11 protein-coding genes and 1 pseudogene are annotated in these 14,130 nt (G+C 71.8%); 4 read left to right on the plus strand and 8 right to left on the minus strand.

The genetic code is table 11. The features are described from left to right. The first annotated feature begins 41 nt into the window (after positions 1-41). On the plus strand, positions 42-491 hold the full coding sequence (locus tag AOK22_RS10975; protein WP_055698405.1) for a cell division protein SepF: 450 nt from the start codon (positions 42-44) through the stop codon (positions 489-491). A gap of 52 nt (positions 492-543) precedes the next feature. On the opposite strand, the gene AOK22_RS10980 is transcribed toward AOK22_RS10975, so the two are convergent. Both AOK22_RS10980 and AOK22_RS10985 read right to left on the minus strand, forming a co-directional pair. Continuing rightward, on the minus strand, positions 544-1,740 hold the full coding sequence (locus AOK22_RS10980) for an acyl-CoA dehydrogenase family protein (RefSeq protein WP_055698406.1): 1,197 nt from the start codon (positions 1,738-1,740) through the stop codon (positions 544-546). Positions 1,741-1,909: 169 nt separating this feature from the next. Then, the gene (locus AOK22_RS10985; protein ID WP_055698407.1) at positions 1,910-3,541 is read right to left on the minus strand and encodes an MFS transporter; all 1,632 of its coding nucleotides are present in this window, start codon (positions 3,539-3,541) and stop codon (positions 1,910-1,912) included. A gap of 229 nt (positions 3,542-3,770) precedes the next feature. Here AOK22_RS10985 and AOK22_RS10990 point away from each other — a divergent pair, with 229 nt between their 5' ends. Beyond that, complete coding sequence (locus tag AOK22_RS10990) at positions 3,771-4,919, plus strand: glycosyltransferase family 39 protein (protein ID WP_055698408.1); 1,149 nt, start codon at positions 3,771-3,773, stop codon at positions 4,917-4,919. A gap of 247 nt (positions 4,920-5,166) precedes the next feature. Then, positions 5,167-6,201, plus strand: a complete 1,035-nt coding sequence (locus tag AOK22_RS10995) for a phosphatase PAP2 family protein (protein ID WP_055698409.1) — start codon at positions 5,167-5,169, stop codon at positions 6,199-6,201. 112 nt (positions 6,202-6,313) lie between these two features. Here the strand turns inward: AOK22_RS10995 and AOK22_RS11000 are convergent, their stop codons facing one another. Continuing rightward, on the minus strand, positions 6,314-6,529 hold the full coding sequence (locus tag AOK22_RS11000; protein WP_055698410.1) for an I78 family peptidase inhibitor: 216 nt from the start codon (positions 6,527-6,529) through the stop codon (positions 6,314-6,316). Positions 6,530-6,977: 448 nt separating this feature from the next. Here AOK22_RS11000 and ctaD point away from each other — a divergent pair. Next, a pseudogene (ctaD, locus tag AOK22_RS11005) lies at positions 6,978-8,549 on the plus strand (aa3-type cytochrome oxidase subunit I); the annotation flags it as partial. A 1-nt stretch (position 8,550) separates the two neighbouring features. Here ctaD and AOK22_RS39625 read toward each other — a convergent pair. From AOK22_RS39625 to AOK22_RS11025, 5 genes are all read right to left on the minus strand, one after another. Then, positions 8,551-9,627 carry a helix-turn-helix transcriptional regulator gene (locus tag AOK22_RS39625; RefSeq protein WP_079036485.1) on the minus strand — a complete coding sequence of 359 codons (1,077 nt, stop codon included), beginning with the start codon at positions 9,625-9,627 and terminating at the stop codon, positions 8,551-8,553. Between the two features lie 45 nt (positions 9,628-9,672). Beyond that, on the minus strand, positions 9,673-10,599 hold the full coding sequence (locus AOK22_RS11010; RefSeq protein WP_063795231.1) for a hypothetical protein: 927 nt from the start codon (positions 10,597-10,599) through the stop codon (positions 9,673-9,675). Then, a complete protein-coding gene (locus AOK22_RS11015; protein WP_055698412.1) occupies positions 10,596-11,858 on the minus strand; it encodes a glycosyltransferase family 4 protein in 1,263 nt (420 codons plus the stop codon). Before AOK22_RS11015 ends, AOK22_RS11010 begins: the two co-directional genes overlap by 4 nt. A 163-nt stretch (positions 11,859-12,021) precedes the next feature. Beyond that, entirely contained in the window at positions 12,022-13,320 is a 1,299-nt protein-coding gene (locus AOK22_RS11020) for an ABC transporter substrate-binding protein (protein WP_055698413.1), read from the minus strand. Then, positions 13,295-13,861, minus strand: a complete 567-nt coding sequence (locus AOK22_RS11025) for an MTB12 C-terminal domain-containing protein (protein WP_079036486.1) — start codon at positions 13,859-13,861, stop codon at positions 13,295-13,297. The genes AOK22_RS11020 and AOK22_RS11025 overlap by 26 nt, the downstream gene beginning before the upstream one ends. Between the last annotated feature and the right edge of the window lie 269 nt (positions 13,862-14,130).

The raw sequence follows: 14,130 nt of genomic DNA on the forward strand, positions 1-14,130 counted from the left end.
GGATGCGGAACTCAGGGAAACCGCGGTGAGAGGAGGCGTCCATGGGATCGGTGCGCAAGGCGAGTGCCTGGCTTGGCCTCGTCGACGACAACAATGACGAGCGTTACTACGACGACGGCTACGACGACGACCGGACCGAGGGGCCCGACCAGCCGGAGGCCTGGGTCACCGACCCGCGTGTGCGGGTGGCGACCGAGGCGGCCGAGGAGCAGGGCCAGCGGATCGGGACCGTGACCCCGGACAGCTTCCGGGACGCGCGCGGCATCGGCGAGCTCTTCCGGGACGGTGTCCCGGTCATCATGAACCTCACGTCCATGGAGCCCACCGACGCCAAGCGCGTGGTCGACTTCGCGGCCGGCCTGACCTTCGGCCTGCGCGGCTCGATCGAGCGCGTGGCGACGCGGGTCTTCCTGCTCACGCCCGCCGACACGCAGATCGTCAACGGCGAGGCCGCGAGCCGGCCGGCGGACGGCTTCTTCAACCAGAGCTAGGGGCAGGGCCGCTCACCGGAGCCGGCCGGCTCCGGGGTCGCCCCCGGACCGGTCACCGGAAGGCGTCGAGACCGGTGAGCGCCTTGCCCAGTACGAGCTGATGCATCTCGACGGTGCCCTCGTAGGTGAGCACCGACTCGAGGTTCGTCGCGTGCCGCATGACGGGGTACTCCAGCGAGATCCCGTTGGCGCCCAGGATGGTCCTGGACGTGCGGCAGATCTCGATCGCCTCTCGTACGTTGTTGAGCTTGCCGAAGCTGACCTGCTCGGGACGGAGCCTGCCCGCGTCCAGGCGCCGCCCGAGGTGGTGGGCGAGCAGGATGCCCTTGTGCAGCTCGACCGCCATGTCGGCGAGCTTGGCCTGGGTGAGCTGGAAGCCGCCGATGGGCCGGCCGAACTGCTCACGGGTCTTCGCGTACTCCACGGCCGCCTCGAAGGAGGACCGGGCCGCGCCCATGGCACCCCAGACGATGCCGTAGCGGGCGTGGGAGAGACAGCTGAGCGGGCCCTTGAGGCCGACGACCCCGGGCAGCACCGCGTCCGCGGGCAGCCGCACCTCGTCCATCACCAGTTCGCTGGTGACGCTCGCGCGCAGCGACCACTTGTGCCTGATCTCGGGCGCGGAGAAGCCGGGGCCGTCCGTCGGCACGACGAAGCCGCGGATCCCCTCGTCGGTCTGCGCCCAGACGACGGCGACACCGGCCACCGAGCCGTTGGTGATCCACATCTTGCGCCCGGTGAGCACCCAGTCGGTGCCGTCCTTCTTGGCGTGCGTGCGCATGGACGCGGGGTCGGAGCCGTGGTCGGGCTCGGTGAGGCCGAAGCAGCCGATGATCTCGCCGGCGGCCATGCCGGGCAGCCACCGCTGCTTCTGCTCCTCGGAGCCGAACCTCCAGATCGCGTACATGGCCAGGGAGCCCTGCACGGAGACGAGCGAGCGGATGCCGGAGTCGGCGGCCTCCAGCTCCAGGCAGGCGAGGCCGTACTGCACGGAGCTGGCGCCGGCGCAGCCGTAGCCCTCCAGGGACATGCCGAGCGCCCCGAGGGAGCCGAGCTCGCGGGCCAGCTCGCGGATGCCGGGCAGCTCGCCCTTCTCGTACCAGTCGGCGATGTGCGGCAGGACCCGGTCCGTGGCCCAGGTGCGGACGGTGTCGCGGATCGCGAGGTCCTCGGGGTCGAGGAGGTCGTCGATGCCGAGGGGGTCGGCGGGGTCGAAGGGCGGGAGCGGTGTGCGGGCGCTTGCGGACATGCGGGGCCTCCGGCGACGCAAAACTAGCAGTGGTAGTTAGCTACGGCTCGCGCTGACGTTACGACGCAGTGTCCCGCACGTCCAGAGCGGCTCGGGCCCCGTCAGCGGTGCGGGAATCGCGCGACCGGCCACCGAGCGCCCGTCCCCGAAGGACGCGGCCGCCGAAGGCTCAGACGTCGGCGGACGAGGCGGCACCGACCCCGGCCGGGTCCCTGGGGGCGGGCACCCCCGTCTCGGCCCGCGCCGCGGGCGCCCCGCACTCCATGGCCCGCGGCAGCCGCAGCGCCGCGAGGGCCCCGATGAGCAGCAGCCCCGCGCTGACCAGCAGGGTCACGTGCAGCCCGTGCACGAAGGCGTTCCGCGCCGCGGCCCGCAGGGCGTCGCCCGCCTCCCCGCCGAGCCGCGAGGCGACCCCGTACGCCTCGCCGAGCGAGTGGCTCGCCGCGGCGCTGTCCGCCGCGGGGACACCCCGCACCGAGGAGAGCCCCGGCGCGTACGCCGCGTTCATGACGCTGCCGAGCAGCGCGATGCCGATGCCGGCGCCCAGCTGGTAGGAGGTCTCGCCGATCGCGGCGGCGCCGCCCGCCTGCGCCTGCGGCGCCTCGCTGAGCATCGACTCGTACGCGCCGAAGAGCGTGGTCTCCAGGCCGAAGCCGAGCAGCACGAAGCCGACGAGGAGCAGCGTGTCGTTGGCGTGCCCGCCCATGCCGGTGAGCAGCACCACGGCGGCGGCGGTCACGCAGAAGCCGGCGCAGACCATCGCGCGCGGGCCGAAGCGGCTCAGCATCTTCGACCCGGCGAGGCCGGCGGCCATCGCGGCGATGGTGAGGGGCAGCAGGCGCAGGCCCGTCTCCAGCGGGGAGAGGCCGAGGACGAGCTGGAGGTACTGCGCGGCGATCAGCTCCAGGCCCACCAGGGCGAGCATGGCGAGGACGATGCAGCCGACCGACGTGCTGAACGCGGGCCGCGCGAACATCGACAGGTCGACCAGGGGGTGCGCGCGCCGCCGCTGCCTGCGGACGAAGCCGACGAGCAGGGCGCCGCCCACGGCCAGCGAGATCAGGGTCGTGGGGCCGAGCGGCGCCTCGCCGCCGCCGAGCCGCTTCACGCCGAGCACGAGTCCGAAGAGTCCGGCGGCCGCCATGAGCGCGCCGACGACGTCCCACGGTCCGTCGCGCTCGCCGGTCGACTCGGGCAGCAGCCAGCGCCCGACGGGCAGGCTGACCAGCATCAGCGGGATGTTTATGAGGAAGACCGAGCCCCACCAGAAGTGCTCCAGGAGGAACCCGCCGAGCAGCGGCCCGACCGCGGCGCCCACGGCGGCCACCGCGCTCCAGATGCCGATGGCCAGCGCCCGCTCGCGCCGGTCGGGGAAGACCTGGCGCAGGATCGACAGCGTCGCGGGCATGATCATCGCGCCGCCGACGCCGAGCAGCGCGCGGGCCGCGATCAGGACCTGCGCGTTGTCCGCGAGGGCCGCGACGGCCGAGGCGACGCCGAAGAGGGCGTAGCCGAGGAGGAGGACGCGGCGGCGGCCGACGCGGTCGCCGAGCGTGCCGAAGAGGATGAGGAGCGAGGCGCAGACCAGTGGATAGATGTCGACGATCCACAGCAGTTCGATCGCGCCGGGCCTCAGGTCCTCGGTGACCGCGGGCACCGCGACGTGCAGCACGGTGGCGTCGACGGCGACGAGCAGCAGGCTGACGCAGAGGACGACGAGCACGACCCAGCGGTTGGCCCCGGCACCGGCCCCGGATCCCCGACGGCCCTGCGATGCTGCGGCCGTGGTCGTCCCGGACATGTGCGTACCTCCCAGTGATCCCTCGCATCGGCGGCCTGCGGGATGTGAACTCCCTGCTCGGGCGGCGCAGACAAGGCGAGTGAGCCGTCAGAGTACGCGAGTTCACGCCTGGGGCGCGTGGCGGACCTCTCATGGTTGCGCGGATGCGGTGTGGTGTATGCCACGCCCCCGTCCTTCGTCCACGCCCCGGGCGGGCGTCCGGTTCCCCCGACGCCCGATAATCGAGTGCGTGACCGATCTTGATCAACATCTCCCGCCGGGCCGGGCGGCTCACGCGCTGCGCCGCGCGGCGCCCGCGCTCCTCGTGTACGCCGGGGTGCGCGCGCTGGGCCTCGCCGTGCTCGCGGTGTGGGGCGCGGTGGCGGGCAAGAGCCCGCACACGCTGCTGTCCGCCCGCTGGGACTCGCTCTGGTACACCCGCGTCGCCGAGCACGGCTACGGCTGGGAAGTGACGCTGCCGGACGGCAGCGTCCACTCGAACCTCGCCTTCTTCCCGTTGCTGCCCTGGCTGGAGCGGCTCGTCTCGGCCGTCAGTCCGCTGTCGTACGCGGACGCGGGTCTGGTGGTGAGCTGGCTGGCGTCGCTGTGCGCGGCGGCGGGGATCTTCGCGGTCGCCGACCACGTGTACGGGCGCCGGGCCGGGGTCTGCGCGGTCGCGCTGTGGGCGGTGCTGCCGGTCGGCATCGTGCAGTCGATGGCGTACAGCGAGTCGCTGTTCACGGCGCTGGCGGCCTGGTCGCTGTACGCGGTGCTGCGGGAGCGCTGGGTGACGGCGGGTCTGCTCGCCTCCTTCGCCGGGCTGACGCGGCCGGTCGGCGCCGCGGTGGTCGCCGCGATCTGGGTGACGGCGGCCGTGCGGATGCACCGCGACCGGCGGGCCGACCCGCGCATGCTCCTCGGGGTGGTGCTGGCCCCGCTCGGCGCCGCGGGCTATGTGCTCTGGGTGGGCCACCGCACCGGCGGCGGCCTGTTCGGCTATCTCGACGTCCAGGCGGGCTGGGGCAACGGCTTCGACTTCGGCTATGCCTTCGTGCGGTTCATCGGGGAGAAGTTCACCTCCCTCCCCGGTGCCCTGGCGGGCCTCGGGCTCATCGTCGGCGTCGCCCTGGTCATCTGGCTGTACGTGCTCGGCGTACGGCAGAAGCAGCCGCTGTCACTGCTCGTCTACTGCGGGATCGTCGTCGCGCTCGCGCTCTGCGCGGCCGGCTACTTCGGCTCGAAGCCACGGCTCCTGCTGCCCGCCTTCCCGCTCCTGCTGCCCCTCGCGGTGGCGCTCGCCCGGCTGCGTACGTCCAGGTCGGCGCTGGTCCTGGGGGGTGTGGCCGTGGTGAGCGCGGTGTACGGGGCGTTCTGGCTGCACGGCTCGGGCCCACCGTGATCACGTCATGATCATTTCTGCGCCCCCGGTGATCGGGCGGGAAATTCCGCACCAGGCCCCGGTGAACGAATTGATAAGGGCCATAAAACGCCATCGGAAATGATCAACGAATTGAGTAAGGAGCGGACCGCGAAATAGGGAATCCCGGGGAATAAACTCCGGGTTGAGATCAATCCCACATCACATCGTCATCACAAAGCCACTGATTCGGCCTAGTGCCGCACTCACTCGCTGTAACGTCGATTGGGTGCGTACCGAACGAAACCTCACCCGTCTTGACCGGGTCTTCGCCCGGCTGGACCGTGAGCCGGAACGACCGGCCCACCTCGATGTGCCGAGGATGAGCCGGCACAGAGTCGTGCTCTTCAGCGCGACCCTGGCCTTCTACCTGGCCATTGTCGTCGCCGTGCTGGTCACGTCGTGGCTGGTCCGGTTCGACTGGCAGGTCATGTTCTTCCGGCCCTATCAGCAGTGGCCGGAGATCCACGCCTTCCTCGACTACTGGGTCGTCCTCGGCCAGCGCGGCCCCACGGCCGTCATGGTCGCGGCCTGGCTCGGCTGGCGCTCCTGGCGGCAGCACACGCTGCGCCCGCTCCTGATGTTCGGCGCGGCGCTGCTGCTCCTCAACGTGACCGTCGGCGCCGCCAAGCTCGGCATGGGCCGCCTCGGCCCGCACTACGCCACCACGATCGGCTCGAACGAGATGTGGCTGGGCGGCGATATATTCCCCTCCGGCCACACTGCCAACGCCGTCGTGACCTGGGGAATCCTGGCCTACCTCGCCTCGACCCCGCGCACCCGCCGCTATCTGTCGGCGCTGTCCGCGGTGGTCTCCCTCAGCGTCGGCCTCACCACGGTCTACCTCGGCACGCACTGGCTGAGCGACGTCTTCCTCGGCTGGGCCGCGGGGCTGCTCATCCTGCTCGCGCTGCCCTGGTTCGAGCCGCTGATCGCCCGCGTCGAGGCCACGATCTTCAGCCTCCGCGAGGCCTGGCGCGCCCGCCGCACCGGCATCGTCCCGGCGCCCGAGCCGGTCGCGGTCCCGGCTCCGCTCGGCGCCCCCGCGATGGTCCAGCAGCGCCCGGCCGGGGAGGGCGACGCGCCCGCCCGCGAGCCGGTCGGCGTCACCCGCGCCACGCGCCCCGGCGCCCGTCTCGCGCCGGGTCCGCACACGGCCCGCTCCGAGCGGAGCCCGGTCACCCCGGCCGGCAGCCGCAGGCCGCCGCACTCCGACCGCGTGCCGCGCGGCACCACGTCGGCCCGCCCGGTGGCGGGCGGCTGACCCACGAACGGCGGGGGCCGGTACGCACAGCCCATCCCCCGCACCCCGAAGGCCCCGGCTCCTCATCGGAAGCCGGGGCCTTCGTCATGGTCATGGGCCGGACGGACGCCGCTCAGCCCTTCCAGCAGCGCTTCACGACGCCTTCGTCGACCTCGAAGTTGAGCCGCCCCGCGAGGTACTCCATGGTGATGATCGCGCCCGGCGGCAGCGACCTGACGGTGGACCAGCCGCGCTCGTGCGCCCGCTGTTCGGCGCCCTCGGCGCGCAGGCCGACATAGCCTTCGGGGCTGTCCTGGGGCTCGGTGGGAGGGGTGGGAATAGGTGCCATGGCCGCCACGTTAGGCGGCGCGGCAGCGGCGGGGAAGGCCGGGGCCGCACACCATGCGTCACTGATACCTCTCGGGTCACGCTTTTGTCACAGGATCACGACGTGCGTTTCGGCCGAACTCCGTCACACGTACGGGCGGTTCCGTACTTGTGATGACGTAATTCAGAGGTGCCTGAACAGCACTTCACAGGGGTCTCCGCGCTCACCGCAATACCGCTCTCCGAATATCGGAGCGACCTCTTTACGAACCCTCCGCATTTCCGAATCCCGGCGGCTCCGGGGGATGTGACGCCGCATAGGGAATTCATGGTTCCGGCACGGCGGCTCCGTGCCGCGCGGCGCGGAGCCGCGTACGCCCCCTGTCGGAGTCGGGGCGACGCGAGCATCATGGCGTGAGCTTCGAGCAGGCTTCGGGCACGCCCAGGACGCGATGGCGAAGGGGCAAGCGATGGGGACCGAGACGGTGCGGGCGACGGAGCGACCGGCGCACGAGCGGCGGCCCGGCCGGGTGCTCGTGGACTGGCTGACCACCACGGACCACAAGAAGATCGGTCACCTCTACCTGATCACGTCGTTCCTCTTCTTCCTCGCGGCCGGCCTGATGGCCCTGATGATGCGCGCCGAGCTGGCCCGCCCCGGGCTCCAGCTGCTGACCAACGAGCAGTTCAACCAGGCCTTCACCATGCACGGCACGATCATGCTGCTGCTCTTCGCGACGCCGACGTTCGCCGGGTTCGCCAACGAGATCATGCCGCTGCAGATCGGCTCGCCCGACGTGGCCTTCCCGCGGCTGAACATGCTGTCGTATTGGCTGTTCCTCTTCGGCGGCCTGATGGTGCTCGGCTCGCTGCTCGTGCCGAGCGGGCCCGCCGCCTTCGGCTGGTTCGCGTACGCGCCGCTCAACAGCATCGACCGGTCGCCGGGCATCGGCGCCGACCTGTGGATCATGGGGCTCGCGCTCTCCGGCTTCGGCACGATCCTCGGCTCGGTGAACTTCCTGACGACCATCATCGGGATGCGCGCGCCCGGCATGACGATGTTCCGGATGCCGATCTTCACCTGGAACGTGCTGTTCACCTCGATCCTCGTGCTGATCGCCTTCCCCGTGCTGGCGGCGGCGCTGCTGGTCCTGGAGGCGGACCGGCGGTTCGGCTCGGTGGTCTTCGAGGCGGAGTTCGGCGGGGCGCTCTTGTGGCAGCACCTCTTCTGGTTCTTCGGGCATCCCGAGGTCTACATCATCGCTCTGCCGTTCTTCGGCATCATCACGGAGATCATCCCGGTCTTCAGCCGGAAGCCGATCTTCGGCTACATGCCGCTGGTCGGCGCGACGATGGCCATCACCGGCCTGTCCGTGGTCGTGTGGGCGCACCACATGTTCGCCACGGGCGCGGTGCTGCTGCCCTTCTTCTCCTTCGTGTCCTTCCTCATCGCGGTCCCCACGGGCGTGAAGTTCTTCAACTGGACGGGCACGATGCTCAGGGGCTCGCTGTCCTTCGAGACCCCCATGCTGTGGGCGGTCGGCTTCCTGGTGAGCTTCCTCTTCGGCGGCCTGACCGGCGTCATCCTGGCCTCGCCACCGCTCGACTTCCACGTCACCGACACGTACTTCGTCGTCGCGCACTTCCACTACGTCGTGTTCGGCACCGTCGTCTTCGCGACCTTCGGCGGCTTCTCCTTCTGGTGGCCGAAGCTGACGGGCAAGATGCTCGACGAGCGGCTCGGCAAGATCCAGTTCTGGACGCTCTTCGTGGGCTTCCACACCACCTTCCTCGTCCAGCACTGGCTGGGCGCCGAGGGCATGCCGCGCCGCTACGCCGACTACCTGGCGGCCGACGGCTTCACGGTCCTCAACACCATCTCGACCATCGGGGCGTTCCTGCTCGGCCTGTCCACGCTGCCGTTCCTCTACAACATCTGGAAGACCGCGAAGTACGGCGAGAAGGTCGACGTCGACGACCCCTGGGGCTTCGGCCGCTCCCTGGAGTGGGCCACCTCCTGCCCGCCGCCCCGGCACAACTTCGTCACGCTGCCCCGGATCCGCTCGGAGTCCCCGGCGTTCGACCTGCACCATCCCGAGTACGCGGCGTACGCGGCGCGGGCCGGGCAACCGGTTCCGCCGGATCCGCAGACCGAACACCCCGGTCCAGGGCCCGGCTGAGGAGGTCCCGCGCCGACCTGATCCGGTCGGCGAGCTCCGCGGGCTCGACGATCTCGAACTCGAAGCCCATGAACATCACGTGGAAGACCATCACGTCCAGCGTCGCCGCCCCCGTGCGCAGCAGACAGGTCCCGGCGCTCTCGGCGTCCAGGGTGCCGTCGGACGGGGTGATCCGCTCGGCCGCCTCCTCCAGCGGCACCAGCAGGCGGACCACGGCCTGGGCGGCGTACGCGCGGGTGGAGACGCCCCGGGAGACGTACGCGGCGAGATCCTCGGCGGGCGGGGTGCGCGGCGCGAAGCGCGGTCCGTGCGGCGGCCGGGGTTCGATGCGGTCCGCGCGGAACGTGCGCCAGTCGTCGCGGTCCAGGTCCCAGGCCACGAGGTACCAGCGGCGCTCGGTGCACACCAGGCGGTGCGGCTCGACGGTCCTGCGGGTCGAACTGCCCTCGTGGTCCCGGTAGTCGAAGCGCAGCCGCTCCGCGTCACGGCACAGGTGGGCCAGTTCGGTGAGCACCGCGGCGTCGACGCCCTCGCGGCGCGGGGTGCGCAGCATCGGCACGGTGAAGGCGTTCAGGGCGCCGACGCGGCGCCGCAGCCGGCCGGGCAGCACCTGTTCGAGCTTGGTCAGGGCGCGGACCGAGGACTCGCCGATGCCCTCGACGCCCTGCCCCGCGGCGGTGCGCAGGCCGACGGCGACGGCGACCGCCTCGTCGTCGTCCAGGAGCAGCGGCGGCAGCTCGGCCCCCGCGCCGAGCTGGTAGCCGCCCCCGGTACCGGGGCTCGCGTTGACGGGATAGCCGAGCTCACGCAGCCGGTCCACGTCGCGGCGGACCGTGCGCGGGGTGACGCCGAGCCGCTCGGCGAGGTCCGCGCCGGACCAGTCGCGGTGGGCCTGCAACAGGGAGAGCAGGCGGAGCAGTCGTGCCGATGTCTCCAACATGGACGTGATTGTGCCGGTGATCGAGGACAGCCACTGTCCTCGGTGTCAGCTCTGTATGCCGGACCCCGCCCCGTCGGACTCCTCCTCGGCCCCGGACGCCGCGGACTCCCGCTCGGCGCGCGCCTCGCGGACGCGGACGGCCAGGTCGTTGTCGTTGGTGTAGTACGGGCCCGCCTCGACCGCGCCATGGGCGGCCGTCACGAACCGCGCCGCCGGGTAGGTGAAGATCGTCTTCTTGTCCGGGATGTCGTCCAGGAGGCGGGCCAGGCGCACCCGCGGCCCGTTCTCCCCCGCCGGGCGCAGCCACAGGTCCCAGGGCCCGGGGCCGCTGTCGGCGAGCAGTCCGTGCCGCACCCCGAAGGTGAACCGCGGCCCCTCGACGATGACGTCGGACCGGTGGACGAGGTCCGGCTCGGCGCGCCGGACGGCCTCGGCGTACGCGGCGTCGGTGAGCGCGGTGCCGTAGAGGCGGCCGTGCACGGTCATGGCGGCGTCGGCGAGCTCGATCTGCCCGGCCTCGGCGTGCGGCGCGCGCAGCCAGCTGCGCACGGAGAGGTTGCCCTGCTTCGTCGCGTACGGAATGCGCACCGCGACATGGCCGCGGCTGCCGCTGGGGGCGCGGTCGACCAGCGAGCGCAGGTCGTTCACGCCCGGCATCAGGCGGTGCGGCTCGCCGCCCGCGACCTGGACGTAGGCGTTCCAGCGGCCCTCGGCGAGCTCGACGCTGCTGGGCAGCGCGGCGCGCAGCCGGCCGTCCGCCGACGGGGACAGCGGCAGGCGCACCTCGTCGTCGGACTCGCGCCGGCGCAGCAGCAGATAGGCCGCGTCCCGCAGGCCCGGCTCCCCCGTGTCGGTGACGTCGAAGGTGAGTCCGCCTGCGGAGTCGGCGATGCAGTCGGCGCGTGGCGCCGTCGCCGTCTCCTGGTCGTCCCCGGCGTGCGACGCCGCCTGCGAGGTGGCCAAGGCCGTCATGCGGTCGATCCCTTCGTCTGGACGCGGCCGAGGTCCCGCACGGCGTACGCGCCCCCGAGCAGCGCGCCGCGCGTGCGGTGGAGGGAGCCGCGCATCCTGCCCCCCAGCGAGGTCCCGCGGGCGAGCATCCCGGAGAACATCGCGTCGTAGCGCTCGGCGATGCGTTCCGGGTCGAAGCGCTCGGAGTCCTGGAGCGCCGCGCCCGCCATCCGCTGCCGGAGCGAGTCGTTGTTGATCAGTTCGAGCAGCCCGCCGGCGATGGCGTCGGGGTTGCCCACCTCGACGAGGCGCCCGTCGACACCGTTGTCGATGATCTCGCCGGGCCCGTGCGGGCAGTCGGTGGCGACCACCGGGAGACCGCAGCGCATCGCCTCGACGATCGTCATGCCGAAGGACTCCAGGCTGGAGGTGACGGCGGCGATGGAGCCCTTGGCCCACTCGGGCTCGATGGGGTGGGCCGGGCCCATCAGGAAGACGTGGTTGTAGAGGCCGAGCTCGTCGATCAGCGCGCGCAGCTTGTCCTTCTGCTTGCCGCCGCCGTAGATCCGCAGCCGCCAGTCGGGGCGCTCGCGCCGCACCTTGTCGAAGGCCCTGATCAGCAGGTCGTACCGCTTGACGGGGGCGAGCCTGCCGGCCGCCACGACCCACTTGTGGGAGCCGTCGGCCGGCTCGATGCCGGGCGCGGGCACGGGGTTGGGCACGGCTTGTACGTGTACGCCGGGCAACCGCATCTTGCGTTGGTAGGCGCGGGCGTCGGCCTCGGTCGTCGTGGTCAGGACGTCGAGGCGGGGGTAGACGCTGCGCAGCTGGCGGCGCAGTTCCCTGGAGTGGCTGTCGAGCGTGAGGTGTTCCTGGCCCACCCGCAGGGGGCCGCGCCGGGTCTGGCGGGCGATGTGCACGTTGAGACCGGGGCGGGTGCCGACGACGACGTCCGCGTCCAGGGCCGCGAGGTGGTCGGCGATGCGCCGGTCGGTCAGGGCGCTGTACTGGTCGTAGCGGCCCTCGGCGTCGGGGAAGGTGCGGGCGGGGCGGAGGTGGTCGGGGTCCTCGCCCTCGTATCCCGCGGTCCCCTTGCGCAGGTCGACGAGGTGGCTGAGCCGGACGCGCGGGTCGGGCGCGAACACGGGCTCGTCACGGTGCCGGAAGACCGAGACGACCTCGACGTCATGCTGCTGGGCCAGCGTGTTCGCCAGGTTGTACGTCGTCCGGATCGTCCCTCCGATTCCGTACGCGTTGTGAATCAGGAAAGAGATGTGCATGCGTCCCCGTATTCCGCGCTTCCGTGCGGACAGTCCCCCTCGTCCGCCTACCGATGGGTTAGACGGGGATTCCTGGCCAAGGGTTGGGTTTCATCATCATCCTGTTCCACAACGGATGCCTGATCGGTAGCAGCGAAGGGGAACCTTTTCGCGCTCCCGCGCATCAAGGCCGGTAGGAGAGCTGGGGGACGACGAAGCAGTTGTCGTCCATGTCCCCGCCCCGGGTGACCCAGCCCTTGCCGTCCTGCCAGCGTGCCACCGACACACACGTCCTGCGGGTGGCGGGCGGCTTCGCCCGGTGCTCGAAGGTCACCGGCAGCAGCAGCCCGCGCGCGTCGTACGGCTCGCCGCGGTTCATGAAGCGGTCGACGCACGCGCGCGTGATGCCGCCGCCTCCCTCGGCGCAGGACGTCGCGGCGTCCGTGAACCACATGGCGGCGGCCCAGCCCTCCAGCTGCCACTGGGACAGGTCCTCGTGCCCCTTCATGGCGGCGCGGAACTCGCGCACGGCCGGGTGGCCGGTGTCCTCGTAGTTGCGGCTCGACCCGGTGGCCCACAGGGCGTTGCGGCAGCGCGGCGCGTCCTTGTAGTCCGACGCGACGGTCGAGGTCCAGTTCTGCACGTTGGTGACCTTGGCGGTGACCTCCGCGCCCACGTCGTCCATCGCCGCGCACAACTGGGCGTTGCCGTGGGTGTCCATCGCGTCGAAGACGAGGTCGGCGCCCTGCTCCTTCAGGTCGGCCGCGGCGGCGCGGAAGTTGGGCAGCGCGAAGTCGACCTGCTCGGTGACGACCTTGTACCCCTCGGCCTTCAGGCCCCGGGTGACGAGCCGGGCGTACGCGGCGGAGGCGGCCTGGTTGTAGGAGACGACGGCGGCGGTCCGTGCGCCCTGCTCACGCTTGAAGTAGCGGTAGACCTCCGTCCCGCCGTACAGCTTGCCGTCCCAGCCCGGCTCGCCCTCGCGCGGGGCGAGGCTGCCGTAGATCCCGTACAGATGCGGATACGTCTCGTACGCGGACCCGATGGGCTGGCCCCCGACGTCGGGCACGCGCGCGCGGGAGACGCGGGCCGCGCCCGCGTAGTCCAGGGAGGTCGTCGCCACGAGCGCGACGACCTCCTCTTCCTCGACGAGCTTGTGCACGCAGTCGTTGTTGCCGACGCCGCTGCCGCCGTCGTCGCAGGTGTGCACCTCGACCTCGCGGCCCTGGATGCCGCCGCGGGCGTTCAGCCGCTCGAAGTAGGCCTTGGCACCGTCGCGCGGCCCGGTGAAGGCGGTGCCGCCGACCGGGCTGGTCGCGCTCGTGATGATGCCGACCCGGACCGGCTCGCCCCCGTCGGCGGGGGCGGACGCGGTGCCGCGCCGCTCGAAGTCGCTCTCGGGCAGCCGGCTCCCGCAGGCCGCGCTCGCCGTCAGGAGGGCGACCGCGAGCAGTGCCTCAGCAGCCCGGACCGGGCGACGCATTCCCGCTCAGCTTCACCAGGGCGCAGAGGGTCTTGACGGACACCTTCCAGGTGTCGTCCTGGTTGACGGAGGTCCCGGAGGCGTCGGGCAGCGCGGTGGCGCCCTTCAGGGTCAGCGCGTACGTCACGTCCGCCTCGGTCGCCGAGGTGAACTCGACCTTCGACACCTTGGCGGCGACCTGCTTGCCGCGCTCGTCCCCGCTGAAGCTCTCCAGGACCTCCCGCATCCTGGAGCCGTTCTCCAGGACGGCTTCCTTGTCCTTCAGGGACACGTCGGGGTCGAAGAACTTCTCCCAGTTCGCGCGGACCTCCTTCTGCGCGGCGGCCGCATCGGCGGGCGCGGTCGCGTCGTCCTTCGCCGGTTCGGTCGTCTTCTCCATGGACGGCTCGGGCGGCTTCGCGCCGTCCCCGCCGCCGCTGTCGTCCCCGCAGGCCGCGGCGGCCGGTGCGATCAGCAGGACCGCGGCGGCCGCCAGCACCGCGCTCCGCACCCTTCCCCGCCCGTGCGTCGTCCCCCGCCTGGGGCTGCTCCCGAGAACCATCTGGCTCACCACCGGGTGTCGGTCCGGGCCATCGGCGCCCGGAGCTTTCAGGGTCAGCTTCCAGAAGGCATAGTGCAAGCCATCGGCTGACATGGACAGACCGACGACCGGACCGGCGTCACCGGCGTGACCGACAACGTGTCCCAGGGGGCTCGATGCGGGTGGATCGGACAGCTCGGACGGACAGCGCGTCCCGCCCCGCCCGGCCGCGGGCCGTGCACCCCCTGCTCTGGGCGGCGTTCGCGGCCCTCGCGGCGGGCGCGGTGCTG

The sequence above is a fragment of the Streptomyces silaceus genome (genome assembly GCF_001419745.1).
In the GTDB taxonomy this organism is placed as follows: Bacteria; Actinomycetota; Actinomycetes; order Streptomycetales; family Streptomycetaceae; genus Streptomyces; species Streptomyces silaceus.